The organism is Glycomyces sambucus, assembly GCF_900102815.1.
GTDB lineage: Bacteria > Actinomycetota > Actinomycetes > Mycobacteriales > Micromonosporaceae > Glycomyces > Glycomyces sambucus.
The window spans coordinates 192,852-212,218 of sequence record NZ_FNGF01000001.1; the positions used below are offsets into that span (position 1 = coordinate 192,852).

The window sequence follows — 19,367 nt, forward strand, 5'->3', positions numbered from 1 at the left end:
CCGGATCCGACTGCCAGGTACTGGGAACGACCTAACCCCGGCAGCCTCGGTTGATTCAATCAGCTGCGGCACCCGGGAAGATTTCATATATTGATCAGTGGTGATTGGAGACCGAAATGCCAGACCTGACGGTTAAGCACGTCCCCAAGGGGTTCAACAGGGAGAAGCTGGATGCTGCGTTTGAGGTTCTTGGCTTTGAAGGGCCGACACACATCCAGGAACTACACATTGAAACCGGGGAGTACCCCTCCGCCTACGCGGACGTCGCTGTCGTGAACGACCGTGGCGACTTGCGGCATGACGCCAATGGCAAGCCGGTCACGGCCCGGTTCGCCATTCAAGTCGACCTCTGACGGCTCCGACCGGCGCCGAGATGTGCAATGATCGCGGCAACGCGCTCGGCATCGTCGAACATGGGCCACGAGTGCGACGCAAACACACCGTCGACTTCGCGTACCGACATGGTCCGCACGCCTTCAGCCATCACCGGCATCCGGTCCGGCTCAAAAACGAAACTCCAGCCGTCCTCGATGAAGGTGGAGCGGAAGCAGGCGGCCGCGAACGGGTCGAGGACCGGCATGTCCGCGATGCGCAGCGTCTGCGGCGGCCGCGGCCACAGGCGCGTCGCCGCCCCGGATTCCTCGTCAGGGTGCACCACCACCATGCCCGGGGCCCACACCAACTGAAGGTGGACCTGCCGCCCCGCGCTGCCGTGCCGCACGCCAAGAGTCAGCTGCGCCGTCTTGGCCGGATGGCTGGCGGACACATCCAGCGACACCCGTGCATCCGATCCAGCAGGTCGGTCTGTCCCTGCCAGATCCGAGATGGCAATCCACGCGTTCATGCCTGCGGGGATGGTCCCGTTGAACACGTCGGCGAACACCGGCTCGGGAAAGCCCGCAGGTTGCCGACGCTTCCAGACTCGACGTCCGTTCATCTCGCGAACGGCCTGCGGATGGTGGTCGAGCACCATGGTCTTCACGACCCAGCGCGCGAACTGCTCTGTCCCCGTCATCTCCAGGGCCGTGAGGTGATCGAGGGACAGTGCCCGGTAGTCCTTCGTCCTTCCTCGGTCGTCCTTGACGGTTTGGAGCCCGAACAGCTGCTTCGCCGCCTCCTGGCCGTGCTGCTCGAAGTGCGCTCCGAGGCGGGTGTTATGGGCCTCGCAGCACGGGAGCTTGGTCAAGACGGGCTCATCCGCAGTGTCTTCCACACCATTTGCGGTCACGGCTTCGTACTTCCCCGGCAGCCACACCGCCTTAGTAAAGGCGCGCATGAGCCAGTCGGGAAGGACGTGCTCACCGCGGCGGGTGCTTAGGTTGGAGCAGCCCGGTGCCGCGCACGGTTCGGTCGTCAACGCCATGCGTTCATGATCGCAGGGCCGTCACCTCGATATCCGCGGCGCATCTGCAGCGAGGTGTTCTGCCATGAGGGTGTCGTAGCTGTCCTCGACCCAGACGATCGGAAGGGCGAACGATTCCAGCCAGGCGCGCAAGCCGCCTTGGGTGGCAACGGCGTCGACAGCGGCCGGTTCGGGGCCGCGTTGAACCGGTTCCTGGCGGCATCGCAGTCGATGGCGTACCGCGCCGCTTGACGTTCCTCCTCGTGGGGTCGCCGCCTACCGAGCATGGGCGGCGGCCCCACCCCCTCTTTCAGGTTCCCACTGCTTGACGGCGGCAAGGGCGCCCGCGCCGTCGTTCCGCGGGCGAAGGGCCCGGCCGGGCAACTCCGCAGCCCGGCCGGGTCGCCTCCCTCACCTCTCGCTGTTCTATCCGGGTCCCCATTGGCTCCAGAAGTCGCCCCAGGTGCTGCGCCCGGTCGCGGCGGCGACGAGCGTGCCTACGGCGGCCGCGATCGTCAAGATGAGCACCACGAGCTTCCATCCGCGTTCGACGCTTGCGGTAGCCCGCACGAACCACGACGGCCGCTCCGGGACCCGGTCGACGCGGACCACGTGCTCTTCGGCATCGACGACGCCGGCGGGGGCAGCGAACGCCATGACCGCTTTAGTGTCGGGGTAGGAGGCAAGAATCGCTCCAGCGCGTTCAAGCAACTCGATGCCGGCCGGGTCGAGCTCCCGGTCGTTGCTCCCTGCACGCGAATTGCGGTACACGTCAATACGATCCGCAACAGCCTCCAAGACACGGCCGTGCCACGGATGGCCAGCAGTCACCCGGTAAGCGAGCCGGTCAATGCCGCGCTGGACGCGTTTGAGCGGCAACCCGATCTGCAGCTTCTTCCGAGTGTGCTTCGGAGGGTTCCCGAACGCTTCGGGGTGGTGCCCTGCCAGGAGCACATCGATCTGTTCGAAGACCCAGACGCGAAGCAGCATCGCGTGCAGAGCCTGAATCATCGCGAACGCGAATGCCAGGGCAGCAGCAGCGTAGACAACGGCAGCGAGATCGTAGGAAGTGTCGCCGACGACGTCCGCGGTGTTCGCGAGTGCGCCCACCTCCGGAAGGCACAGCATCAGGGAAGCCACGATCAGGATGCGGGAGAGTCGCAGCATGTTGATCAGCGAGGCCATGATGTACCGCTCCGACAGGGGGAGGTTGAAGCCCGGATCGGCCGCCAGGTAGCTCCTCGTCGGGTGCCGCTCCGATACGGGATACGGGAGTGTGCGTAGCCCGCGCTTGAGTTCGAGCGGCCCTGCGATCACCACGATCACCAGTCCCACCAAAACCGGCAGGTAGGCCTCTTCGCTGTTTTCCGGCATGACCGCGTCAGTTCGTCCAGCGGCCAACCGGTAAAGCATGAGCAGGCCGAAACCCCAAGCGAACACCGCGAAACAGGCAACGCCTACCCGCTCTCGCAGCGGCATACCCTCCGATACCACCCCGGAGCGCCACCGCCGCCACCGCTCCTCGGCCCAGTCGAGGAACCCGCGAATCAGACCGTGACGGGGCTGCCGCTCCAGCAGCGGCACCAGGACGAATTCGTCGAAGGTCACGCGGCCTAGCCAGATGAGTCCGGCGAGGATGAGCGCAAGGAGGGTGATGCCAGCGGATTCGAGCGCGAGGAGGATGCCGTGCCATACGGCGGCCTGAGTCTGCATCGCCTCTTCTTAGCACAGCGTTTCTACAGGTCAACCGCTATAGCGACCCACACTCGCGCTGCTCAAAGTCTCTTTTCCGACACTGCACCACTGGTGTCGCTTCTACCCCGTGCTGCGACGCCGAATCGAGACCGAGTCCCACGCGCGATGAACCGTTCGCGAGGGCCGGTGAAGGCTCACGCCTTCTCGGCAGTGTCACGATCCGGCTCGGCAGCCCTCTCCACTGGCGGCGCGGTCGCCATACCGTGGCTCCAGAACCGCTCGACCCAGATAGTGAACTCTCTTCGGTTTCTCCTGTGGCCGTTCAACGCAGCCACGCCCACCAGAGCAACGTCATCCGCCTCCAAGAGGGTTCGGATGCGCTCGCGGTAGGCACCCGGCCGTTCCAGGCCGTTGATATGGTGCACCCGCTCCAAGATCTCAACTGGCGCGTCCACTGTGGCAATCAGCCACCCCTGTTCGATCCGAAGCCTGCGGACTCCAGACCACGGGAGGACGACACTTCGGAACCAGCGCCCGAGCACCAGCTGGTCCGATTCGAGCCGCAGGAAGTATCCCGGCGCAATCGCTCCAGCCACAGACACCGTGATCAGGAAGACCGCTGCCAGAACGGCCGCGTTGGTGTAGGCCAACCACTCGAGGTCACCGATCGGTCGGCCGTCTCCGCCATCGGATCGGGCCGACCGGTCGAACAAACCGGTGACACAACCGCCGACGCAGGCCAACGACATCACGATGAACATGAAGTACAAGATCTTCTCCCGGTTGAACTCGAACGTCCGTTTGTCGGGGATCGGCTCATCGGGAATCACAATGGCCGCCGCCGAAGCCATCGGTGTCAACTCGCGGTCCGCAACCGATGAGGGCGGCTGCTTCCTGCTGGGGCCTGAGTGGGGGAAGCTGCGCTCGGGAAGCTTGTCCGTGAAGCGCTTGACGGCTAGAAAACCCAGCGGGAGCAGTACGCCAACGATCATGGGGCCGATCACCATGGGCTGTTGTTCAGTCGGGAAACCGCTGACCAAGCCGATCGCCAAAACGATCAGAGATCCAGCGGCTATGAGAGCTCCGCACAGGGAAAGAAGGAGCCAGGTTCGGGGCGGCATCCCTGCATTGTGGCACTACAGTCAGCGACGAGCAGTACAGCACAACCCGCCGCCGAAGCGGTGACGGTGCAGACGACTTCGCCGGGTGGGGACCGCGCACAATCCTCGATGTGATCGCGCGGAGCTGAGGGCGAAGCCGCCCTGAGGACCCCACCCCACGGCATCCGGCGATGCCTGGCATCGGATGAGAGCGCCTGGCTGCGCTGCCGTGTCCGAGTGGCCTGGACACTGCCTACTTTAACGACGTCCAGACCGCCAAGCCCGCCGTCCCGCCATCCGGGCTGGAGCTGGTCGCCGCCGACTCGAGCGGCGAGATCCGGGGCATCCTCGGCATCACCCTCAAAGGCGAATCAGCCACCATCGACACCATCGCGGTCCATCCCCACCACCAATCCCAAGGCATCGCCCGCGCGCTGCTCCAGGAGTCGACCGTCCGCCTCCGTGCACTGAAGGTCGCAACGCTGGATGCATGGACCAGGGACGACCCATCGACGCTGCGGCCTTGGTGTCATGGGTCGAGCCGCGGAGGCCACCGGAGATCCAGATCAAGTTCCCGCCAGCTTCGTTGACGGCCTGGAGGTTCGTGCCGCGGCAGCGGTCGGCCGAGCAGGCCGGCGAACAGGTCTCCTCGCCCGGCCCCATCGTCCAGAGGGCCGACGAGCACTGCGAGCTCATCGGACACGTGACCGCCGCTTGGGACCAGGGCCGTAGCATCCGCGACATCGCCGCCTCAATCGGTCGATCGTACGGATTCGTGCACCGACCGCTGGCTGAAGCAGGCGTTGACTTCCGCACCCGCAGCGGCGCACGCAAGCGCCACCGGAGGTAGCCACTCCCCGAAGGGCGCAACGCGATTCTTCCGCGACACACCTCGTTCCGCCGTTGAAGAGGCGGACAATGCATCTACAGCTCTTCGAGTCATTGACGCGCGACCCGATCCGAAGCTGGGGCATCGGCTTGAGGACGACGCCAAGGACGAGTGTGGTCACGGGGGCGACGAGCGCAAAGGCAGCCACGAGCACCCGGGTTACTCGTGGTTACTCACCACCGAGCCTCGCTAGTACCACCTTGTAGATCCGCAGCGGTAGTGGCGCGGGCCGCTCGACCCGCGCCGCCGTCAGTCCCGCAGCTTCAGCCCTCAGGAAGACACAGCGCTCGCTCCATAAGCTTCGCGCGGCGAGGCGCGCCGATACTTCAAGCCCGTCATTGTTGTAAACTGAATGGAGCACGAACCCGCTCGGCACCCGATGAAACCCCAGATCATATGGGTGAGGGTTATTGTCATAGCCCGCCCGGGCTACCACCACAGACCCGCACTCCTGCAAGAGCATGAGACTCTTCCAGGTATTCGAGTCCGGCCTGTATATGACCCCAACGGCGACGAGATCGCAGCCGCGGCTCGGTCAGTCCTATTAGGCGCGTTTCCTCGCTGAGCGCGAGGGCCGGGACCCGTACGACTGGGTGTCCTGGCGCCGGTGGCTGGCCGCGGAAGTCCCACCCAACAAGGAGCCCCTGCAGCAGATCGGCTCGATGCAGCCGGTCTCGATCGACCATGACGCCGACGACGAGTTGTTCACCGGGCGGTTCGTGGCCCTGATGCGCGACCACGCCGCGGCCGGGGCGTGCTACGTCGAGATCCGCTGCGGTGGTGAGATCGCCACTCGCGACGGGTTCATGTCGATGTTCCGGCAGGCCGAGCAGCAGGTCCGCGCCGACTACCCACGACTGCACGCCGAAGCGATGGCGATCGTCATCGGCGCCGGGCAGGATCCCGAACGCGCGAACGCGTTCGCCGACTCCTGCATCCGCGCCGCGGACGAAGGTTCGGCCGGGATCGACTTCCTCTACTCGCCTTACGACGCCGAGGCGGACTGGGCGCCCATGTACCGGCTGGCAGAGCGGTTCGCCGACGCCGGATTGGGGATCACGGCGCACGCGGGCGAGTTGTCCACGGCCAACATCGCCGCCGCGGCGAACATGCCGGGGCTGAGCAGCATCGGGCACGGCGTCCACGCGGCATTGGACCCGGAGCTGCTGCGGCTGCTGGTGGACCGAGGCGTGACGTTGGAGTGCGCGCTGACTTGCAACGAGTACTTCGGCGTGCTGCCCGATCTCGAGGAGCATCCGCTGCTGGTCGAGGCCGGGGTCGCGGTCACGCTGGCGACGGACAATCCCATCCAGCTCGGCACGACCATCGAGCAGGAGTACGCCGCCGCGGCCGAACTGGGATTGAGCATGGACCAGCTCACGGGCATCACCCGCAACGCGATCCAGGCCGCGTTCACCTCGGACGAGCGCAAGTCCGCGATGCTCGACGAGCTCCCCGGCGGCTGAGCGCCCTGCATACCGACGTGCGAGCACAGGACGGCCAAGCCGACCATTGCTGTTGTGAGGCAGCTGAAACACGTGACGCCCGTCGACGCGACTTCGTTCGAGTCCTGGTGAACACGCTGTCGACGGCACCGTTTACCGAGGTGATAAGAATGAGTGTACAGTCACTCACATGAAATCCGATCGCGTGCTCTCCACGGCCGAGGAACGCCGTGCGAAGGTCCTCACCAGTGCGGTGGCGACGTTCGCGCAGGGCGGTTTCCACGCCGTCACGATCGCCGACGTGGCGAGGCACGCGGGCATCTCCCCCGCGTACGTGCTGAAGCTCTTCACCTCGAAGACGCAGCTGTTCATCGGCGCGCTGGAGGAGTGCTACCGGCGCATCATGGCGGAGTTCGAGCGGGCGGCCTCCAAGGCGAGTGACACCTCGCCGGAGGGCGAGCTAGATGCGATGGGCGAGGCGTACGCCGACCTCATCGGCGACCGCGACCTGCTGATGCTGCAAGTGCACGCGCAGTCCGCCGCGATGGTCGATCCACTGATCGGCGAGGCGGTGCGCGCGGGCGTCGCGGAGGTCACCGACTACCTCGTATCCCGCACGCGGGCCGAGGGGTGGCGCATCCAGCAGTTCATTGCCGTCGGCCAGCTGTGCCACCTGCTCACCACGATCGACGCCTTCGGCGTCGACGCCCCGTGGGCGAAGCTCTTGACCGAAGGCATCCGCCACGCGGACGCCAGGCCGAGCGGATCGTCCGCGGACTGACCAGGGCGTCCGCCGCCTGCGGACGCCGGAACCGAGCACCCGCCTCAGGCGGGCGTTCTTTTGACCAGATGAGTGAGTGAACAGCCACTCAATACCGGAAGGAGCAGTGTCATGAACGCGCAAGCCCTCCAGGCGGCGCCGTCCGGCGGCGAATCCACATAGCCCAGCGGAGCCCTTCCAGGGGCGCCGCCCGACATCCCGACCGCGACTCACCACCCCGAAGGAACACGCACATGCGACGTCGCAAGGCCATCGGACTCACCATCGGCATCGGTAGCGGGGCACTCGTCCTCGGCAGCACCGGCGCCTTCGCCCTCCACCTCGCCACTGCCGGCCTCGACACCGTCGGCGAGGTCGACTTCGACCGGCCGCTCGCCCTCCCGCCGCTCGCCCCCTCAACCGAGGACCCGTCCAGCGCCAAGGTCTTCCACCTGGAGATCCAGTCAGGACAGATGCAGTTCACCGACGGCGGCCCCACCGACACGTGGGGTGTCAACGGTGCCTTCCTCGGACCCACGCTGCGCGCCAAGCGCGGCCAGGAGATCGCCTTCGCCGTGCGCAACGGCCTGGACGAGGCGACCTCGCTGCACTGGCACGGCATGCACCTGCCCGCGGTCATGGACGGCGGCCCCCATCAGGAGGTCCGCCCCGGCGAGACCTGGACGCCGCAGTGGACCGTCGACCAGCCCGCCGCGACCCTCTGGTACCACCCGCACCCGCACGGCCGGACCGCCGCGCACCTCCTGCGCGGCCTCGCAGGGATGTTCATCGTGGACGACGACGGGTCCGAGGCGCTGCGCCTGCCGCAGACCTACGGCGTCGACGACGTCCCGATGATCGTCCAGGACCGCAAGTTCGACGGCGACGACCAGTTCGACGACGCGGCGACGCTGTTCGGCGCGCTCGGCGTCACCGGCGACCGCCTCCTCGTCAACGGCACCGTGGGCCCGTACTTCGACGTCACGACCCGCCTCGTCCGCCTGCGGCTCCTCAACGCCTCGGGCGCGCGGATGTACCACTTCGGATTCAGCGACGATCGGACGTTCTCGCTGATCGCCACCGACGGCGGCCTGCTGCCGGAGGCGTGGGAGACCGACCGCATCCAGCTCTCACCGGGCGAGCGGGCCGAGATCGTCGTCGCGTTCGAGCCCGGCGAGACCGTCGACCTGCGGTCGTATCCGACCGACATCGGCGGCGTCATGGGCCGGCTCGACGGGTTCGCCGACCGGCTGGACGTGTGCCGGTTCCGCGCCGGCGAGGCGCTCGCCGACGACACCGAGATCCCCGCGGTCATGGGGACGGCGCCCGACATCGACGCCGGCGCCGCAGCCGTCGAGCGGTCGTTCACGCTGGGCGGCGACGCCGTAAACGGCGAGGCGATGTCCATGGAGCGCATCGACTTCGGCGTCCGGGTCGACACCGTCGAGGTGTGGGGGGTGGTCAACGACAACGGCTTCCTGCACAACTTCCACGTGCACGACGTGCAGTTCCAGGTCCTGGAGGTCGCGGGCGAGGAGCCGCCGCCGCACCTGCGCGGCTGGAAGGACACCGTGCCGCTCCTCCCCGGGGAGCCGAACCGGCTGGCGCTGCGCTTCACCGGGTACACCGACCCGAACATGCCGTACATGTTCCACTGCCACGTGCTCCAGCACGAGGACGACGGCATGATGGGCCAGTTCGTGGTCCTCGGCGAGGGCGAGGAGATCGGCACTGTGGCCGCGGCGAGCGCACACGACCACTCGTGAGAGGGCGCCCGCCGGAACGCGATCGTCGTCCTCTAGGCTGCCGGGAATATCTGGCCGGTCGGCACCACATGGATGCCGGCTGGTCAGGCCCGCGGGGCGACGGCTGCCATCGCTTCGTCGAGCGCTTCGGCCCAAGCTAGTGCGAGGAGAGCGACCTCTCAACCCTCCAAAATGGTCTTGCGCAGCACCCGTTCACCGCGAGACGCGTCCGTCACCCGGTGTGGGACTCCTGTTGACGCCATTGCCTTTGGAATCGCTAGTGTCAATCCGTCCTGCCCCACGGATCGGAAGACAGCCCATGGACCTCACGACACCTCCGCGTCCGTTCGACCTCCTCGGCGACTTCCCTGAACTCAGCGCGTACGCCAGGCCGGCGGTGCGCCTGCATCCGCGCCGCGGCGAGCCCACGGTTGCGCAGTCCTCGATCGGCGGCCCGCTCCTGTGGCCGGCGGACGAAGCGTGGCCCCTGTGCTACCTCGACCACGACGACACCTCGATCGAACCGTACGATGCCGCGCTGCGCCTGCGCCACCAGGAGGGCAAGATCGAAGGGATGCGCGGCCGAACCGGTTACCTCGACTTCACCGCACAGATGGAGCACCGGCGAACGCTCGCGTCCAGCCTCGTGGATGCGGCAGGGATCGCCTACGGCGCAGACGAACCCAGACCTTTGATCCCGGTCGCCCAGATGTACTCGTGTGACGTCCCCGGCCTGCCGTTCACCGACCGGTTCGACCTCCTGCAGATCCTGTGGTGCCCGCGCGACCATGTCAACACGCGCAACCTGGCGCCGCACTGCCCGGCGTTCCAGGTCCGCTGGAGCCGGGCGGACCCCACCGCAGCGCTGGTCACCGACCCGCCGGAACCGGACCTGTGCAACGGCGAGTACCTGCCCGCGCCCTGCATCCTGTACCCCGAGGTCGTCACCGAATACCCCGATATGCGCAATCTCCCCGAGCCACTCGAACATGCGTTGAGGGGCTGGCACCGCGATGAGGACGAAGACGAGGAGGAGTGGTCCACCGCGTACAGCTTCGACACCGCCCTCGCACCGGGCTGGAAGGCCATGGGGCACGGCATGTATTGGGGCATCATCGATCCGTTCCCGGTCGTCTGCGAATGCGGCGCCGAACAGCTACCGCTGTTCACCGCCGACTCGAGCGAGTTCGACGGCGGAACGGGAAGTTGGCGACCCGTGGAAGAGGCCGGAAGCGGCGGTCTCCTGCAGAATCCAGTCGGCGTCACCATCGGACGGGCCTACACCCTCCAGCTCTACTTCTGCCCCGAATCCGAGACCCACCCCTGCCGATCCGTCATGTCCTGAACCAAGTGCCAGTGCGGCAGGTACATCAATGCCAGGAGTTCAGACCCCAACCCCCATGTCCCCAGGAGCATTCTGGAGCGTCGTTAGGGTAGTCGTCATGATGCTGACCTCGGGTGGAACACCCGCTCCGGACGCCCCTGTCCTGCGCACGGGCGGTGTGCCGCTTGTACCGCCCGGTTTCACCTGGCCCGCATGCGCCGAGTGCGAGGGCGCCATGCAGTTCATCGCGCACCTGCCACTCGACGACGGTGCAGTCGCGGTGTTCTACTGCCAGAACGCCGGCATGTGCGATGACTGGGACGCCACTTCAGGCGCCAACCGGGCGTTCCTGTTCACCGAGGAACTGCAGGCAGCCGAGGTCCCGACCGAAGGCGACACCCTCCTCGGCGCGGTCACCTTGCTGCATCCTGAAGCCGCGCCCGCACCCGACGATGTCGTACTCGGGCAGCTCGGCGGGGAGCCCGAGTGGATCCAGAACGATGAGACCCCCACCTGTCCGCGCTGCGCCGCCCCCATGACGTTCACGGCCGCCCTCGAAGAAGGACTCCACCACGACACGGCGGCGAACTTCGGCTGCGGCTGCGGATACGTCTTCACCTGCCGAGACTGCTCCGAGGCCGCGTTCCTCTGGCAACGCTGACATCATGTTCGGCAATCCCTCGAAGCCGTTGCTCCGCAGCACCCCTCATGTGTTCCTTCCTGACCGCGCGGTGCACCGAGGTCAGCGGGAGGCGGCCGCCGTCGGGCCGCCCCACCGCTCTACCAGGCGCTCGGTCGCCTCGGTGAAGGCGCGGACCCGGGCCGTCTCGGCGCTGCCTCGCCACACCAGGCCGAACTCGAACGGCGCCGCGTCGTCGAACGGGAGGAACGCCACGTCAGGGCGGGGGTGGTAGCGGGTGTTGTGCGCCGCCACCGTGCAGACGCCGCGCCCCGCGGCGACCGCCGTCAGCAGCTCCTGGAAGCTGCGGACGGCCGGGCCGCGCTCGATCGGCCTGCCGCTCGGCGTCGTCCAGGGCTGCGCGGTGCGCAGCCACTGCGGCGGCGGCGCCCCTGCGGGGACCAGCATGCGCTCGCCCGCGAGGTCTTCGAGCGAGACGGATGCGGCGCGCGCCAGCGGGTGTCGGGTCGAGACCGCCAGGAGGCGCGGTTCGGTGATGACCACCGGTCCCGTCACCAGGCCCGGCTCCTCGACCGGGAGCTGGGTGAGGAGCAGGTCGACCTCGTCGTCGCGCAGCGGCTGGCACGGGTCGGCGAACTCGGCCGCCAGCAGGTGCACGACGAGGCCGGGGCGGTCGCGTTCGAGGGCGGTGACCACGTCGAGGAGGACGCGCCCCGCGAGCGGGCCGAGGTAGCCGACCCGCAGGACGCCCTCGACGCCGCGGCCGGCCGCCTGCGCCCGCGCGAGGCCGTCGAGGATCGACCGGTGCGCGGGTCGGAGGTCGTCGCGCAGCCCGCTCCCGATGGGCGTCAACGACACCCGGCGGGTGGTGCGGTCGAACAGCGGGGCGCCGACGCGGCGCTCCAGGCGCTTCACCAACTGGCTCACCCTGGCCTGCGACAGCCGCAGCACCTCGGCGGCCCGCCCGAAGTGGAGCGTGTCGGCGACGGCGAGGAACGCCTCGATCTCCTGCCAGTCCACGGCCGCTCCATTCATCGCAGGGGCTTATCGATTGTGTCAGCATTCGCGCTTTTCGCACGCTTCGGACCACTGCACGCTGAAGGCATGCGACCGCACCGACCGGAGGGATCGACGATGCGAGGCACGGCGACGCGAACACGGACCGCACCGACCCAGGCGGGCGAGCGCGGTGCCAAGTGGCTGCTCGCGGTCACCTCGCTCGGATCCGGACTGGTCCTGCTCGAAGGCACCGTCGTCACCGTCGCGTTGCCGGCCATAGAGTCGGAGCTGCACGCATCGACCGCGCAACTGCAATGGACCGTGAACGCGTTCGCGCTCACGCTGTCCGCGCTCGTTCTGACCGGCGGCGGCATCGGCGACCGCTTCGGCCGCAGGCGCGCCTACCTGGCCGGAGTCCTGATCTTCGGCGCCGCGTCGCTGCTGTGCGGCACCGCGCCGACGACGGCGTGGCTCCTGGCCGGACGGGCCCTCCAAGGGATCGGCGGCGCGCTGATCGTCCCCGGGTCCCTGGCGCTCCTCCAGAGCGCCGTCCCGCCCGCCGACCGCGCCCGGGCCATCGGCTGGTGGGCCGGACTGAGCGGGGTCGCGGGGGCGGCCGGCCCGCTCATCGGCGGCGCCCTGACCGACGCGGCGGGCTGGCGATCGATCTTCCTGGTCAACCTCCCGCTGGCCGCCGTCATCGCGGTCCTGCTGCTGAAGTGCGTGCCGCGGGACCGGGAGCGGACCGAGACGCGGCCGTTCGACGTCCGCGGCGCGGTCCTCGCCGCCCTGGGGCTCGGCGCCCTCGCGTTCGCCGCGACCGCGACCTCGCCCCGGACCGGCGTCATCGCAGGAGCACTCGGTGCGACCGCGCTGGCCGCCTTCCTCATCGCCGAGCACCGCTCGGCGGCGCCGATGCTTCCTCTGTGGCTGTTTCGCTCCCGGCGGTTCACCACGGCCGGCGTCACGGGATTCCTCGCCTACGGCGCACTGGCGGGTGTGTTCTTCCTGGTGCCGATCCAGCTCCAGCTCGGCGCCTCCTACTCGGCGGCCGCCGCCGGACTGGCCATGGTCCCGCTGACCGCGCTCACCCTGGTCGTCGCCCCGCTCGGCGGCGAACTCGCGTCCCGCTTCGGCCACCGCGGCCCGCTTCTCGCCGGATCGCTCTCCTGCGCCGCCGCCGCGCTGTGGGCGAGCCGGATCGGTGCCGGTGCCTCGTACGCGGCGGACGTCCTCCCGGTGATGCTGCTGATCGGCATCGGCATCCCGCTGATCACACCACCGGTCACGGCCGCCGCGCTCGACGCGGTCCCCCAGACGCACACCGGCATCGCAGGCGCCGTCGGCAACGCCGTGGCACGCGTGGCGGGCCTCCTCGTCGTGGCGGTGCTTCCGGCCGCGACCGGCCTCCCGCAGGACCTGGCAGCCGACACAGCGGCGCTCGACCACGGCTTCGAGCAGGCCATGCTCGCCTGCGCGGGCCTCTTCCTCATGGCAGGCGTCACCGCCTGGATCGGCCTGGCGCCCGACAGGCGGCGCCGCAGCGAGCGCTGAACAGCGGTGTTCGTATCGGAAAGAGGCAGGGTCATGAATCGGCCGCGCCGGGGAGCGGGACGCCTTCTGGCGTGCCGCTCCCCGGCCGTGGTCGGTTCAGTCGGTGGGGATCGTCGGGACCGCCTCGGTGTCGTAGACCGGTGCGGGCAGCGATCGCATGAGGTCGGTGAGGGTGTCGGTGTCGATCGGGGTGTCGGCGCTCGCCGATATGCCGACCGCCCAGCCGTCGGGGGCGAAGCGGACGATGTCGAGGAGGTGCGCGGTCTCCCCCGTCGCCGTCGGGCCGACCGCGAACGCCCATGTCGTGCCGTCGTCGTCGGTCTCCTGCGTGCAGGTGTACCCGCTGCCGCACGCCACCGGGTACAGGCCGCGCTCGCCGGGTTCGCCGATGCCCGGGATCCATCCGCCCGGCAGGTAGTAGGTCAGGTCGAACCCGATGTCGCCGTCCGGAAGCGGGATCTCGGCCGTCGCCGCGTAGACGCGGGTCGCGAAGGCCCCGTACTCGTTCGCGCCCAACTGCATCGACTCGCCCTCGTCGAGGACCGCTTCGGGGTGGAGCGCGTTGAGCGCGGAGCGGGCGGCGTCCATCGTGTCCGCGGCCGCGAGGCCGCTCTCCCCGCCCGAGCCCCAGGCGGGGTCCCAGGTCCAGCCGGTCGGGACCTCGACCAGGTCGCCGACGGGTGCGAGCTCGGTGGTGTCGAACTCGAACTGCGGCATCGACTCGACCGCGGCCGTGAAGTCCTCCATCGGGATCGAGTACTCGGGCGACGGCCCGTGGCAGCCCATGTCCCAGGAGACGAGGAGTCCGGTGCCGTTCGGGTACGCCACCCCGACTTCGTACGCGCACTCGTGGTCGACCGCGTGGACCACGCGGCCGTCGTCGAGTTCGGTGGTGACGAGCTCGTCGGTCCAGTCGGCGTCCTCGTACCAGGGTGAGCCGCTGGCGCTGATCAGGTGCTGCGGGAAGACCTGTTCGGTGGCGGGGCCGGGTTCGGCGGTCCAGCCCCCGGGCAGCAGCGCCTCGACGCGCAGGACCGCGTCGTCGGGAGTCTCCCCGTCCTCGGGCCGGATCTCGGACACGAAGGACCGCAGCCAGGTCTGGCCGTAGTTCCCGGGGCTCTGGACCGGGTCGAACGCGAACGCCGGCTCCTCCCCGTCGGCCAGGACCCCCGTGTCGGCGAGGAGCTGCCCGAACGCGGCGGCGGCCGCGTCGTCGAGCTGCGCGAGTTCGGAGGCGGTGCCGAAACCCTCAGCCGCATAGGGGTATCCGGACGTAACGGGGTCCTCGACTTCGGAGGGGTCGGGGTCCTTCCCGGTCGGGCCGGGGTCCTCGGTGCGCGGCGGTCCCGCGAGGGACAGCGCCAGCACGGCGGCGACGGCGGCGACACCGGCTCCGGCCGCGCCGGCGAGGGCGGCGTGGCGGCGGCGCCGCTCGCGGTAGCCCTGGCGCATGATCGAGTCGAGGTCGAGGTCGGGTTCGTCGACCGCGAGGCGGGCACTCGCGCGCCGCAGCAGTTCCGGGGCGTTGTCGTGTTGCGTCATGCTGCCTTCCTTAGCGTTCGGTCGAGGCGGTGACGGCGGGGCGGGCGAGGACCTCGCGCAATCGTTTGAGCCCCTTGGCGGTCTGGCTCTTGACGGTGCCGGTCGAGCAGCCCAGCGCCAGGGCCGTCTCCTCGACCGAAAGGTCCTCGCAGAACCGCAGGATCACAGTGGCGCGCTGCCGCGGGGGCAGCGCCGCCAGCGCTTCGATCACGTCCAGGCGTGCGTCGACGCCCAGCTGCGGCGCCTCGATGCGCCTCGGCGGCGTGTCGCTGCTGGCGCGTTCGCGGCGCACCCACGCCAGGCGGCGGTGGGAGAAGAAGACGTTGAGGACGATCCGGCGGGCGTATGCGGGGGCGCCGCCGGGCTCGACTCGCCTCCATGCGGCGAACAGCTTGACGAGTGCGGTCTGGACGAGGTCGTCGGCCTGGTACCAGTCGCCGCACAGCAGGTACGCCTGCCGTCGGAGCGTGGTCCTGTGCGCGGCAGTGAACGACCGGAACTCGGCCTCCTGCTGCTCCTTGCTGTTCACATGGCCTCTTTCTGATGACGGGTGCACGGGGCCCTGCCCGCCCGGGTGGTGGATGGGGCGGGGTCGGACACCGTACTTACGGGCGCATCAGGTCTGCGCGGTTGCCTTGGCGGAGACTTCGGTTCGAAGGACCGCTCGCGTCACCGGTGGAGGCGGCGGTAGGCCGCGGGAGGGAGGCCGCATTCGGTCGTGAAGGCGGAGTAGAACCGGCTGACCGAGCTGAAGCCCGATTCGGCGGCGACGTCGGCGATCGGCAGGTCGGTCGTGACGAGCAGGCGGCGGCCCTCGGCGAGGCGGCATCCGAGGAGGTAGTCCCCGATGGTCGTGCGCACGATCTTGCGGAAGTGGGTCATCGCGTAGTTGGGGTGGAGGTTGGCGGCGGCGGCGACGTCGGCGACCGTCAGCGGTTCGCGGAAGCGCTCGGCGAGGTGGCGCACCATGGCGACGACGTGGCGGAGCGCCGAGTCGCCGCCGGTGTACGGCAGGACGGACCCGGCCGGCGCGTCGAGGGCGAGGCGGCGCACGCGCGCTTCGACTTCGAGGAGGAGGATTCGGCGGCGCTCGGGCTGCGCACTGGCGAGGTCGAGGGCCCACTGGGTGAAGTTCGCCGGGTCCGATGCCATTGCGGCCGCGGGCGGGGCGATGAGCGGCACGCCGGACAGCAGGCGGCCGACGAGCGCGGCCGGGAGCCCCCAACCGAGGAAGGTCGCGAACGGGACGTGCACCCAGTGCGCCCTGGTGGCGGCGTTCGCGACGAGCTGGTGGGGCACGGCCGCCCAGAAGGCCGCGACCGACCCGGGGCCGATCTCGACGGGCTCGCCGCCGAAGAGGTAGAGCATGGTGCCGCCTTCGGCGACGAAGTTGATCTCCAGGTCGTCGTGCTGGTGGGCGGTGTCCATGAGCACGGGGCGCCCGGCCCACCCGACCAGTTCCGGGGGCTGGATCGCGATCTGAGTATCCAAGAAACACCCGCTCGTATCAGTGAAGACTTCTCGGATCAGAACTTATACGTTCAAGGCGGCCCCGGCAAGCGCCGTCCGGCCATCGACCTGCAACGAAGGAGCGTTCCCGTGTTCGCTATCGGTATCGTCGGGGCCGGGCAGTTCGCCGGCGGTTTCGCGAAGCTGTTCGACGCCCACCCCGGCGTCTCCCGCGTCACCGTCACCGACCTGATCGCCGACCGGGCCGCGACGCTCGTCGCCGAGCTCGGCCTGGCCGGCGTGGAGGACGACTTCGACGCGATGCTCGCCTCCGACGTGGACGCGGTTGCGATCTTCACCCAGCGGTGGACCCACGGACCGCTCGTGGTGCGGGCGCTGCGCGCGGGCAAGCATGTCTACTCGGCAGTGCCGATGGCGTTCACCGCGGAGGAGATCGGCGCGATCATCGACGCCGTCAAGGAGACCGGCCTCACCTACATGATGGGCGAGACCAGCCAGTACAACCCCACGACGGTGCTCGCCCGGCGGAAGGCCGCCGAAGGCGGGTTCGGGCGCCTGTTCTACGCCGAGGGCGACTACGTCCACGACATGGACCACGGCTTCTACGCCGCCTACCAGTACAGCGGCGGCGCCGACTGGAAGCGCACCGCCAGCTTCCCGCCCATGAAGTACCCGACCCACGCGATCGGCGGCGTCCTCGGCGCCTGGGACACCCACGCCGTCAGCGTGAGCGCCATCGGCGTGCCCGACCGGCGCGGCGACGGCGTCTTCGACAAGTCCGTGAGCATGTTCGACAACGACTTCTCCAACGCCACCGCCCTGTTCGAGACCGCCGACGGCGGCAGTTTCCGCACCAACGAGTTCCGGCGGGTCGGCCTCGCCCACTGGATCCCCGAGTCCCGGTTCACCTTCTACGGCACCGAGGGCATCCTGGAGCAGAATTCCCGGGCCACGTTCTGGCACGACCGGTCCAAGCAGCTGGAGGACGTGACCGAGCTGGTGGAACCGGGTTCGGCCACCGGCGCCGACGACCCGGTCCTCGCCAACGTCGACCCGGCGCTGCACGACTCGTTCATCTCCGGGCACGCGCCCGTGCACGACACCTCCGCGCTCCCGGTCGAGTTCAAGGGACTCGGCAACGGGCACATGGGCAGCCACCACCTGCTCGTGCACGACTTCGTGACCGCCGTCAACGGGCGGACCCTGCCGACCGTCAACGCCTGGGTGGCGGCGCGGTACACGCTCCCCGGCCTCGTCGCGCACGAGTCCGCCCTGCGCGGCGGGGAGCGGCTCCGCATCGACGACTTCGGCGACGCGCCCGAGTAACTCCGCAATCTCACGGACGCCCGGAGGGGCGCTCCTGGGCCGCACACTCGCGAGCCCCGGCGGTCAGTCCAGGAGCGCGCCGCCGGGGACGTAGTGGTTGGGCATGGTGCGGTAGCGCTCGAGGTCGAGCCCGAGGGACTCCATGGAGGATCTGAGGGTCTCGACGGCCTTCTCGCGGGCGGTGTCGAGGGAGTCGGCGATGAGTTCGATGCCCTTGTTCATCTCGCTGGTCAGGTCGAGGAAGGAGGCGTTGCTCCGCTCCTCCATCTTGAACGAGACGGTCGTGCGCTGCTCGACCTCCGCCAGCAGCGACGCCCCGAGGCCCATGAGGCTGAGGACGGTGTTCGCCGGCGGGATGACCAGGGCGGCGATCGCGGTGCCGATGGAGAAGTGGGCGAGCGACAGCTGACCGCCGCCTCCCATGATCGACCTGGTGGCGCCGGGGAACTCCGCGAACGCGCGCCGGAGCTTGACCTGCGCGGCCGCTTCCATCTCCAGGGCCGCGAGCAGGTGCCCCACGAGGTCGCGGTGGCGCACCAGCGCGCCGGGGAGCGGGGCCCGGAACTCCTCCTGGAACGGGACGGCGGCGGCCTCGTCCCAGCCTTCGAGGAGCTCGTCCAGGTGCCGGATCGACGGGCTGGAGGCGAGCGCGTCGAGTTCGGCGTAGAACTCGACGTACTTGCCGATCATGTGCTCGAGCTGCGCCTGCTGGTCTGCATCGAAGAAGGTCGCGTAGACGCTCTCCAGGTAGTCGTACTCGGCGGTGACCTGGCTGACGGAGTCGTCCTTGATCTGCTGGCACGCGGTCTCGTCGAGCTCCTCGGGCACGGCCCGGTCGAGCGCCTGGGACCAGCGTCCCCCTTGGGAGTACTCGCCGCGGTCGCGCGCCTCCCGCTGGATCTCGAAGAGCCGCCGGTCGATGTAGAAGCGCTCCATGTCGTCGCGGATCTGCTCCAGTCCCTGGTCGACATCGGACTTCTGCGGCGTGTCGTCGGGGAATCCGGACATGGGGTCACCTCGGTCCGCTAAGCTGGTTCTCGTAGTACTCGGACGCCTCGTCCTTGTGCTCGGGGTCGAGCGGGGCCCGCTCCCCCTCGGTGTAGTCCGGGTGGGCGCCACCGCGCACCTCGGCTTCGTGCTGCTGGAAGGACGCCTCGACCTCGCCGTTGGTGACGCGGTGGTCCGCGGCGATGGCGACGAGCGCGTCTCCCATGGCGCGGATGTTGACGGCGGTGTGGAAGGCGACGGTGTAGAACATGTCGTACGCCTCGTCGAAGGCGAACATCAGCGCGCCGCTCTGCTGGGCCGAAGTCGTGGCACTGGGGTGCGCCGGGGTCGACCGGTTCTCGGCCGCGGGCTTTCCCGCGCTGAAGAACGCCTGGTCACGGTGTTCGGTCGCGAGTGCCACGCCTTCGAGGAGTTCGTCGTACTCGTCGGCGAGCGACTTGAGGTGGACGGACCCCGCTTCTTCGAGAGCGTCGGGGGTGACGTTGACCATCGGCGCTCCAGGGGGCTCGACGGGATTCGGGGATCGCT

General features: G+C 69.0%; 19 protein-coding genes. 10 read left to right on the forward strand and 9 right to left on the reverse strand.

Going from position 1 to position 19,367, the window contains the following annotated elements; all coding sequences use genetic code 11:
• Window positions 1-116: 116 nt before the first annotated feature.
• Entirely contained in the window at window positions 117-353 is a 237-nt protein-coding gene (locus BLS99_RS00895) for a hypothetical protein (RefSeq protein ID WP_091041931.1), read from the forward strand.
• On the opposite strand, the gene BLS99_RS00900 is transcribed toward BLS99_RS00895, so the two are convergent.
• The 3 genes from BLS99_RS00900 to BLS99_RS00910 all read right to left on the reverse strand — a co-directional run bounded on the left by BLS99_RS00900 (window position 338) and on the right by BLS99_RS00910 (window position 4,158).
• Entirely contained in the window at window positions 338-1,363 is a 1,026-nt protein-coding gene (locus BLS99_RS00900; protein WP_091041934.1) for a hypothetical protein, read from the reverse strand. The genes BLS99_RS00895 and BLS99_RS00900 overlap by 16 nt on opposite strands.
• A 405-nt stretch (window positions 1,364-1,768) precedes the next feature.
• Window positions 1,769-3,055, reverse strand: a complete 1,287-nt coding sequence (locus BLS99_RS00905; protein WP_091041938.1) for a hypothetical protein — start codon at window positions 3,053-3,055, stop codon at window positions 1,769-1,771.
• A gap of 176 nt (window positions 3,056-3,231) precedes the next feature.
• Window positions 3,232-4,158 carry a hypothetical protein gene (locus BLS99_RS00910; RefSeq protein WP_143034643.1) on the reverse strand — a complete coding sequence of 309 codons (927 nt, stop codon included), beginning with the start codon at window positions 4,156-4,158 and terminating at the stop codon, window positions 3,232-3,234.
• 287 nt (window positions 4,159-4,445) lie between these two features.
• Here BLS99_RS00910 and BLS99_RS27730 point away from each other — a divergent pair, with 287 nt between their 5' ends.
• The 7 genes from BLS99_RS27730 (at window position 4,446) to BLS99_RS00945 (ending at window position 10,961) form a co-directional block, all read left to right on the forward strand.
• Complete coding sequence (locus BLS99_RS27730) at window positions 4,446-4,727, forward strand: GNAT family N-acetyltransferase (RefSeq protein WP_425432602.1); 282 nt, start codon at window positions 4,446-4,448, stop codon at window positions 4,725-4,727.
• Complete coding sequence (locus BLS99_RS27735) at window positions 4,628-4,987, forward strand: helix-turn-helix domain-containing protein (protein ID WP_091041945.1); 360 nt, start codon at window positions 4,628-4,630, stop codon at window positions 4,985-4,987. The genes BLS99_RS27730 and BLS99_RS27735 overlap by 100 nt, the downstream gene beginning before the upstream one ends.
• A 632-nt stretch (window positions 4,988-5,619) precedes the next feature.
• Window positions 5,620-6,492, forward strand: a complete 873-nt coding sequence (locus BLS99_RS00925; protein WP_091041949.1) for an adenosine deaminase family protein — start codon at window positions 5,620-5,622, stop codon at window positions 6,490-6,492.
• 169 nt (window positions 6,493-6,661) lie between these two features.
• Window positions 6,662-7,252: a TetR/AcrR family transcriptional regulator gene (locus BLS99_RS00930; RefSeq protein ID WP_091041953.1), complete on the forward strand. Its 591-nt coding sequence runs from the start codon at window positions 6,662-6,664 to the stop codon at window positions 7,250-7,252.
• Between the two features lie 233 nt (window positions 7,253-7,485).
• On the forward strand, window positions 7,486-8,997 hold the full coding sequence (locus tag BLS99_RS00935) for a multicopper oxidase family protein (protein ID WP_091041956.1): 1,512 nt from the start codon (window positions 7,486-7,488) through the stop codon (window positions 8,995-8,997).
• Window positions 8,998-9,295: 298 nt separating this feature from the next.
• Entirely contained in the window at window positions 9,296-10,321 is a 1,026-nt protein-coding gene (locus tag BLS99_RS00940; RefSeq protein ID WP_091041960.1) for a hypothetical protein, read from the forward strand.
• A gap of 97 nt (window positions 10,322-10,418) precedes the next feature.
• Window positions 10,419-10,961, forward strand: a complete 543-nt coding sequence (locus BLS99_RS00945) for an FYVE zinc finger domain-containing protein (RefSeq protein ID WP_091041963.1) — start codon at window positions 10,419-10,421, stop codon at window positions 10,959-10,961.
• 81 nt (window positions 10,962-11,042) lie between these two features.
• Here the strand turns inward: BLS99_RS00945 and BLS99_RS00950 are convergent, their stop codons facing one another.
• On the reverse strand, window positions 11,043-11,960 hold the full coding sequence (locus tag BLS99_RS00950) for a LysR family transcriptional regulator (protein ID WP_176953151.1): 918 nt from the start codon (window positions 11,958-11,960) through the stop codon (window positions 11,043-11,045).
• 114 nt (window positions 11,961-12,074) lie between these two features.
• Here BLS99_RS00950 and BLS99_RS00955 point away from each other — a divergent pair, with 114 nt between their 5' ends.
• A complete protein-coding gene (locus BLS99_RS00955; RefSeq protein ID WP_176953152.1) occupies window positions 12,075-13,493 on the forward strand; it encodes an MFS transporter in 1,419 nt (472 codons plus the stop codon).
• Window positions 13,494-13,589: 96 nt separating this feature from the next.
• Here BLS99_RS00955 and BLS99_RS00960 read toward each other — a convergent pair whose 3' ends face one another.
• The 3 genes from BLS99_RS00960 to BLS99_RS00970 form a co-directional block, all read right to left on the reverse strand.
• The gene (locus BLS99_RS00960) at window positions 13,590-15,035 is read right to left on the reverse strand and encodes a hypothetical protein (RefSeq protein WP_091041969.1); all 1,446 of its coding nucleotides are present in this window, start codon (window positions 15,033-15,035) and stop codon (window positions 13,590-13,592) included.
• Window positions 15,036-15,045: 10 nt separating this feature from the next.
• Window positions 15,046-15,564, reverse strand: coding sequence for a SigE family RNA polymerase sigma factor (locus tag BLS99_RS00965; RefSeq protein ID WP_091041972.1), 519 nt, complete (start codon window positions 15,562-15,564; stop codon window positions 15,046-15,048).
• A gap of 140 nt (window positions 15,565-15,704) precedes the next feature.
• Window positions 15,705-16,526 (reverse strand): helix-turn-helix domain-containing protein, encoded by an 822-nt coding sequence (locus BLS99_RS00970; RefSeq protein WP_091041975.1) that lies wholly within the window; start codon window positions 16,524-16,526, stop codon window positions 15,705-15,707.
• A 108-nt stretch (window positions 16,527-16,634) separates the two neighbouring features.
• Between BLS99_RS00970 and BLS99_RS00975 the strand changes: the two genes are divergently transcribed.
• Window positions 16,635-17,831, forward strand: a complete 1,197-nt coding sequence (locus tag BLS99_RS00975) for a Gfo/Idh/MocA family protein (protein ID WP_091041979.1) — start codon at window positions 16,635-16,637, stop codon at window positions 17,829-17,831.
• A gap of 63 nt (window positions 17,832-17,894) precedes the next feature.
• Here BLS99_RS00975 and BLS99_RS00980 read toward each other — a convergent pair whose 3' ends face one another.
• Both BLS99_RS00980 and BLS99_RS00985 read right to left on the reverse strand, forming a co-directional pair.
• Window positions 17,895-18,839: a hypothetical protein gene (locus BLS99_RS00980; protein WP_091041981.1), complete on the reverse strand. Its 945-nt coding sequence runs from the start codon at window positions 18,837-18,839 to the stop codon at window positions 17,895-17,897.
• 4 nt (window positions 18,840-18,843) lie between these two features.
• The gene (locus tag BLS99_RS00985) at window positions 18,844-19,329 is read right to left on the reverse strand and encodes a hypothetical protein (protein ID WP_091041985.1); all 486 of its coding nucleotides are present in this window, start codon (window positions 19,327-19,329) and stop codon (window positions 18,844-18,846) included.
• Between the last annotated feature and the right edge of the window lie 38 nt (window positions 19,330-19,367).

What these genes read in the sequence shown, in the direction of transcription:
- BLS99_RS00895 (WP_091041931.1), top strand. Translation starts at nt 117, where the DNA reads ATGCCAGACCTGACGGTTAAGCACGTCCCCAAGGGGTTCAACAGGGAG.
- BLS99_RS00900 (WP_091041934.1), bottom strand. Translation starts at nt 1,363, where the DNA reads ATGGCGTTGACGACCGAACCGTGCGCGGCACCGGGCTGCTCCAACCTA.
- BLS99_RS00905 (WP_091041938.1), bottom strand. Translation starts at nt 3,055, where the DNA reads ATGCAGACTCAGGCCGCCGTATGGCACGGCATCCTCCTCGCGCTCGAA.
- BLS99_RS00910 (WP_143034643.1), bottom strand. Translation starts at nt 4,158, where the DNA reads ATGCCGCCCCGAACCTGGCTCCTTCTTTCCCTGTGCGGAGCTCTCATA.
- BLS99_RS27735 (WP_091041945.1), top strand. Translation starts at nt 4,628, where the DNA reads ATGGACCAGGGACGACCCATCGACGCTGCGGCCTTGGTGTCATGGGTC.
- BLS99_RS00930 (WP_091041953.1), top strand. Translation starts at nt 6,662, where the DNA reads ATGAAATCCGATCGCGTGCTCTCCACGGCCGAGGAACGCCGTGCGAAG.
- BLS99_RS00935 (WP_091041956.1), top strand. Translation starts at nt 7,486, where the DNA reads ATGCGACGTCGCAAGGCCATCGGACTCACCATCGGCATCGGTAGCGGG.
- BLS99_RS00940 (WP_091041960.1), top strand. Translation starts at nt 9,296, where the DNA reads ATGGACCTCACGACACCTCCGCGTCCGTTCGACCTCCTCGGCGACTTC.
- BLS99_RS00945 (WP_091041963.1), top strand. Translation starts at nt 10,419, where the DNA reads ATGATGCTGACCTCGGGTGGAACACCCGCTCCGGACGCCCCTGTCCTG.
- BLS99_RS00955 (WP_176953152.1), top strand. Translation starts at nt 12,075, where the DNA reads ATGCGAGGCACGGCGACGCGAACACGGACCGCACCGACCCAGGCGGGC.
- BLS99_RS00960 (WP_091041969.1), bottom strand. Translation starts at nt 15,035, where the DNA reads ATGACGCAACACGACAACGCCCCGGAACTGCTGCGGCGCGCGAGTGCC.
- BLS99_RS00980 (WP_091041981.1), bottom strand. Translation starts at nt 18,839, where the DNA reads ATGTCCGGATTCCCCGACGACACGCCGCAGAAGTCCGATGTCGACCAG.
- BLS99_RS00985 (WP_091041985.1), bottom strand. Translation starts at nt 19,329, where the DNA reads ATGGTCAACGTCACCCCCGACGCTCTCGAAGAAGCGGGGTCCGTCCAC.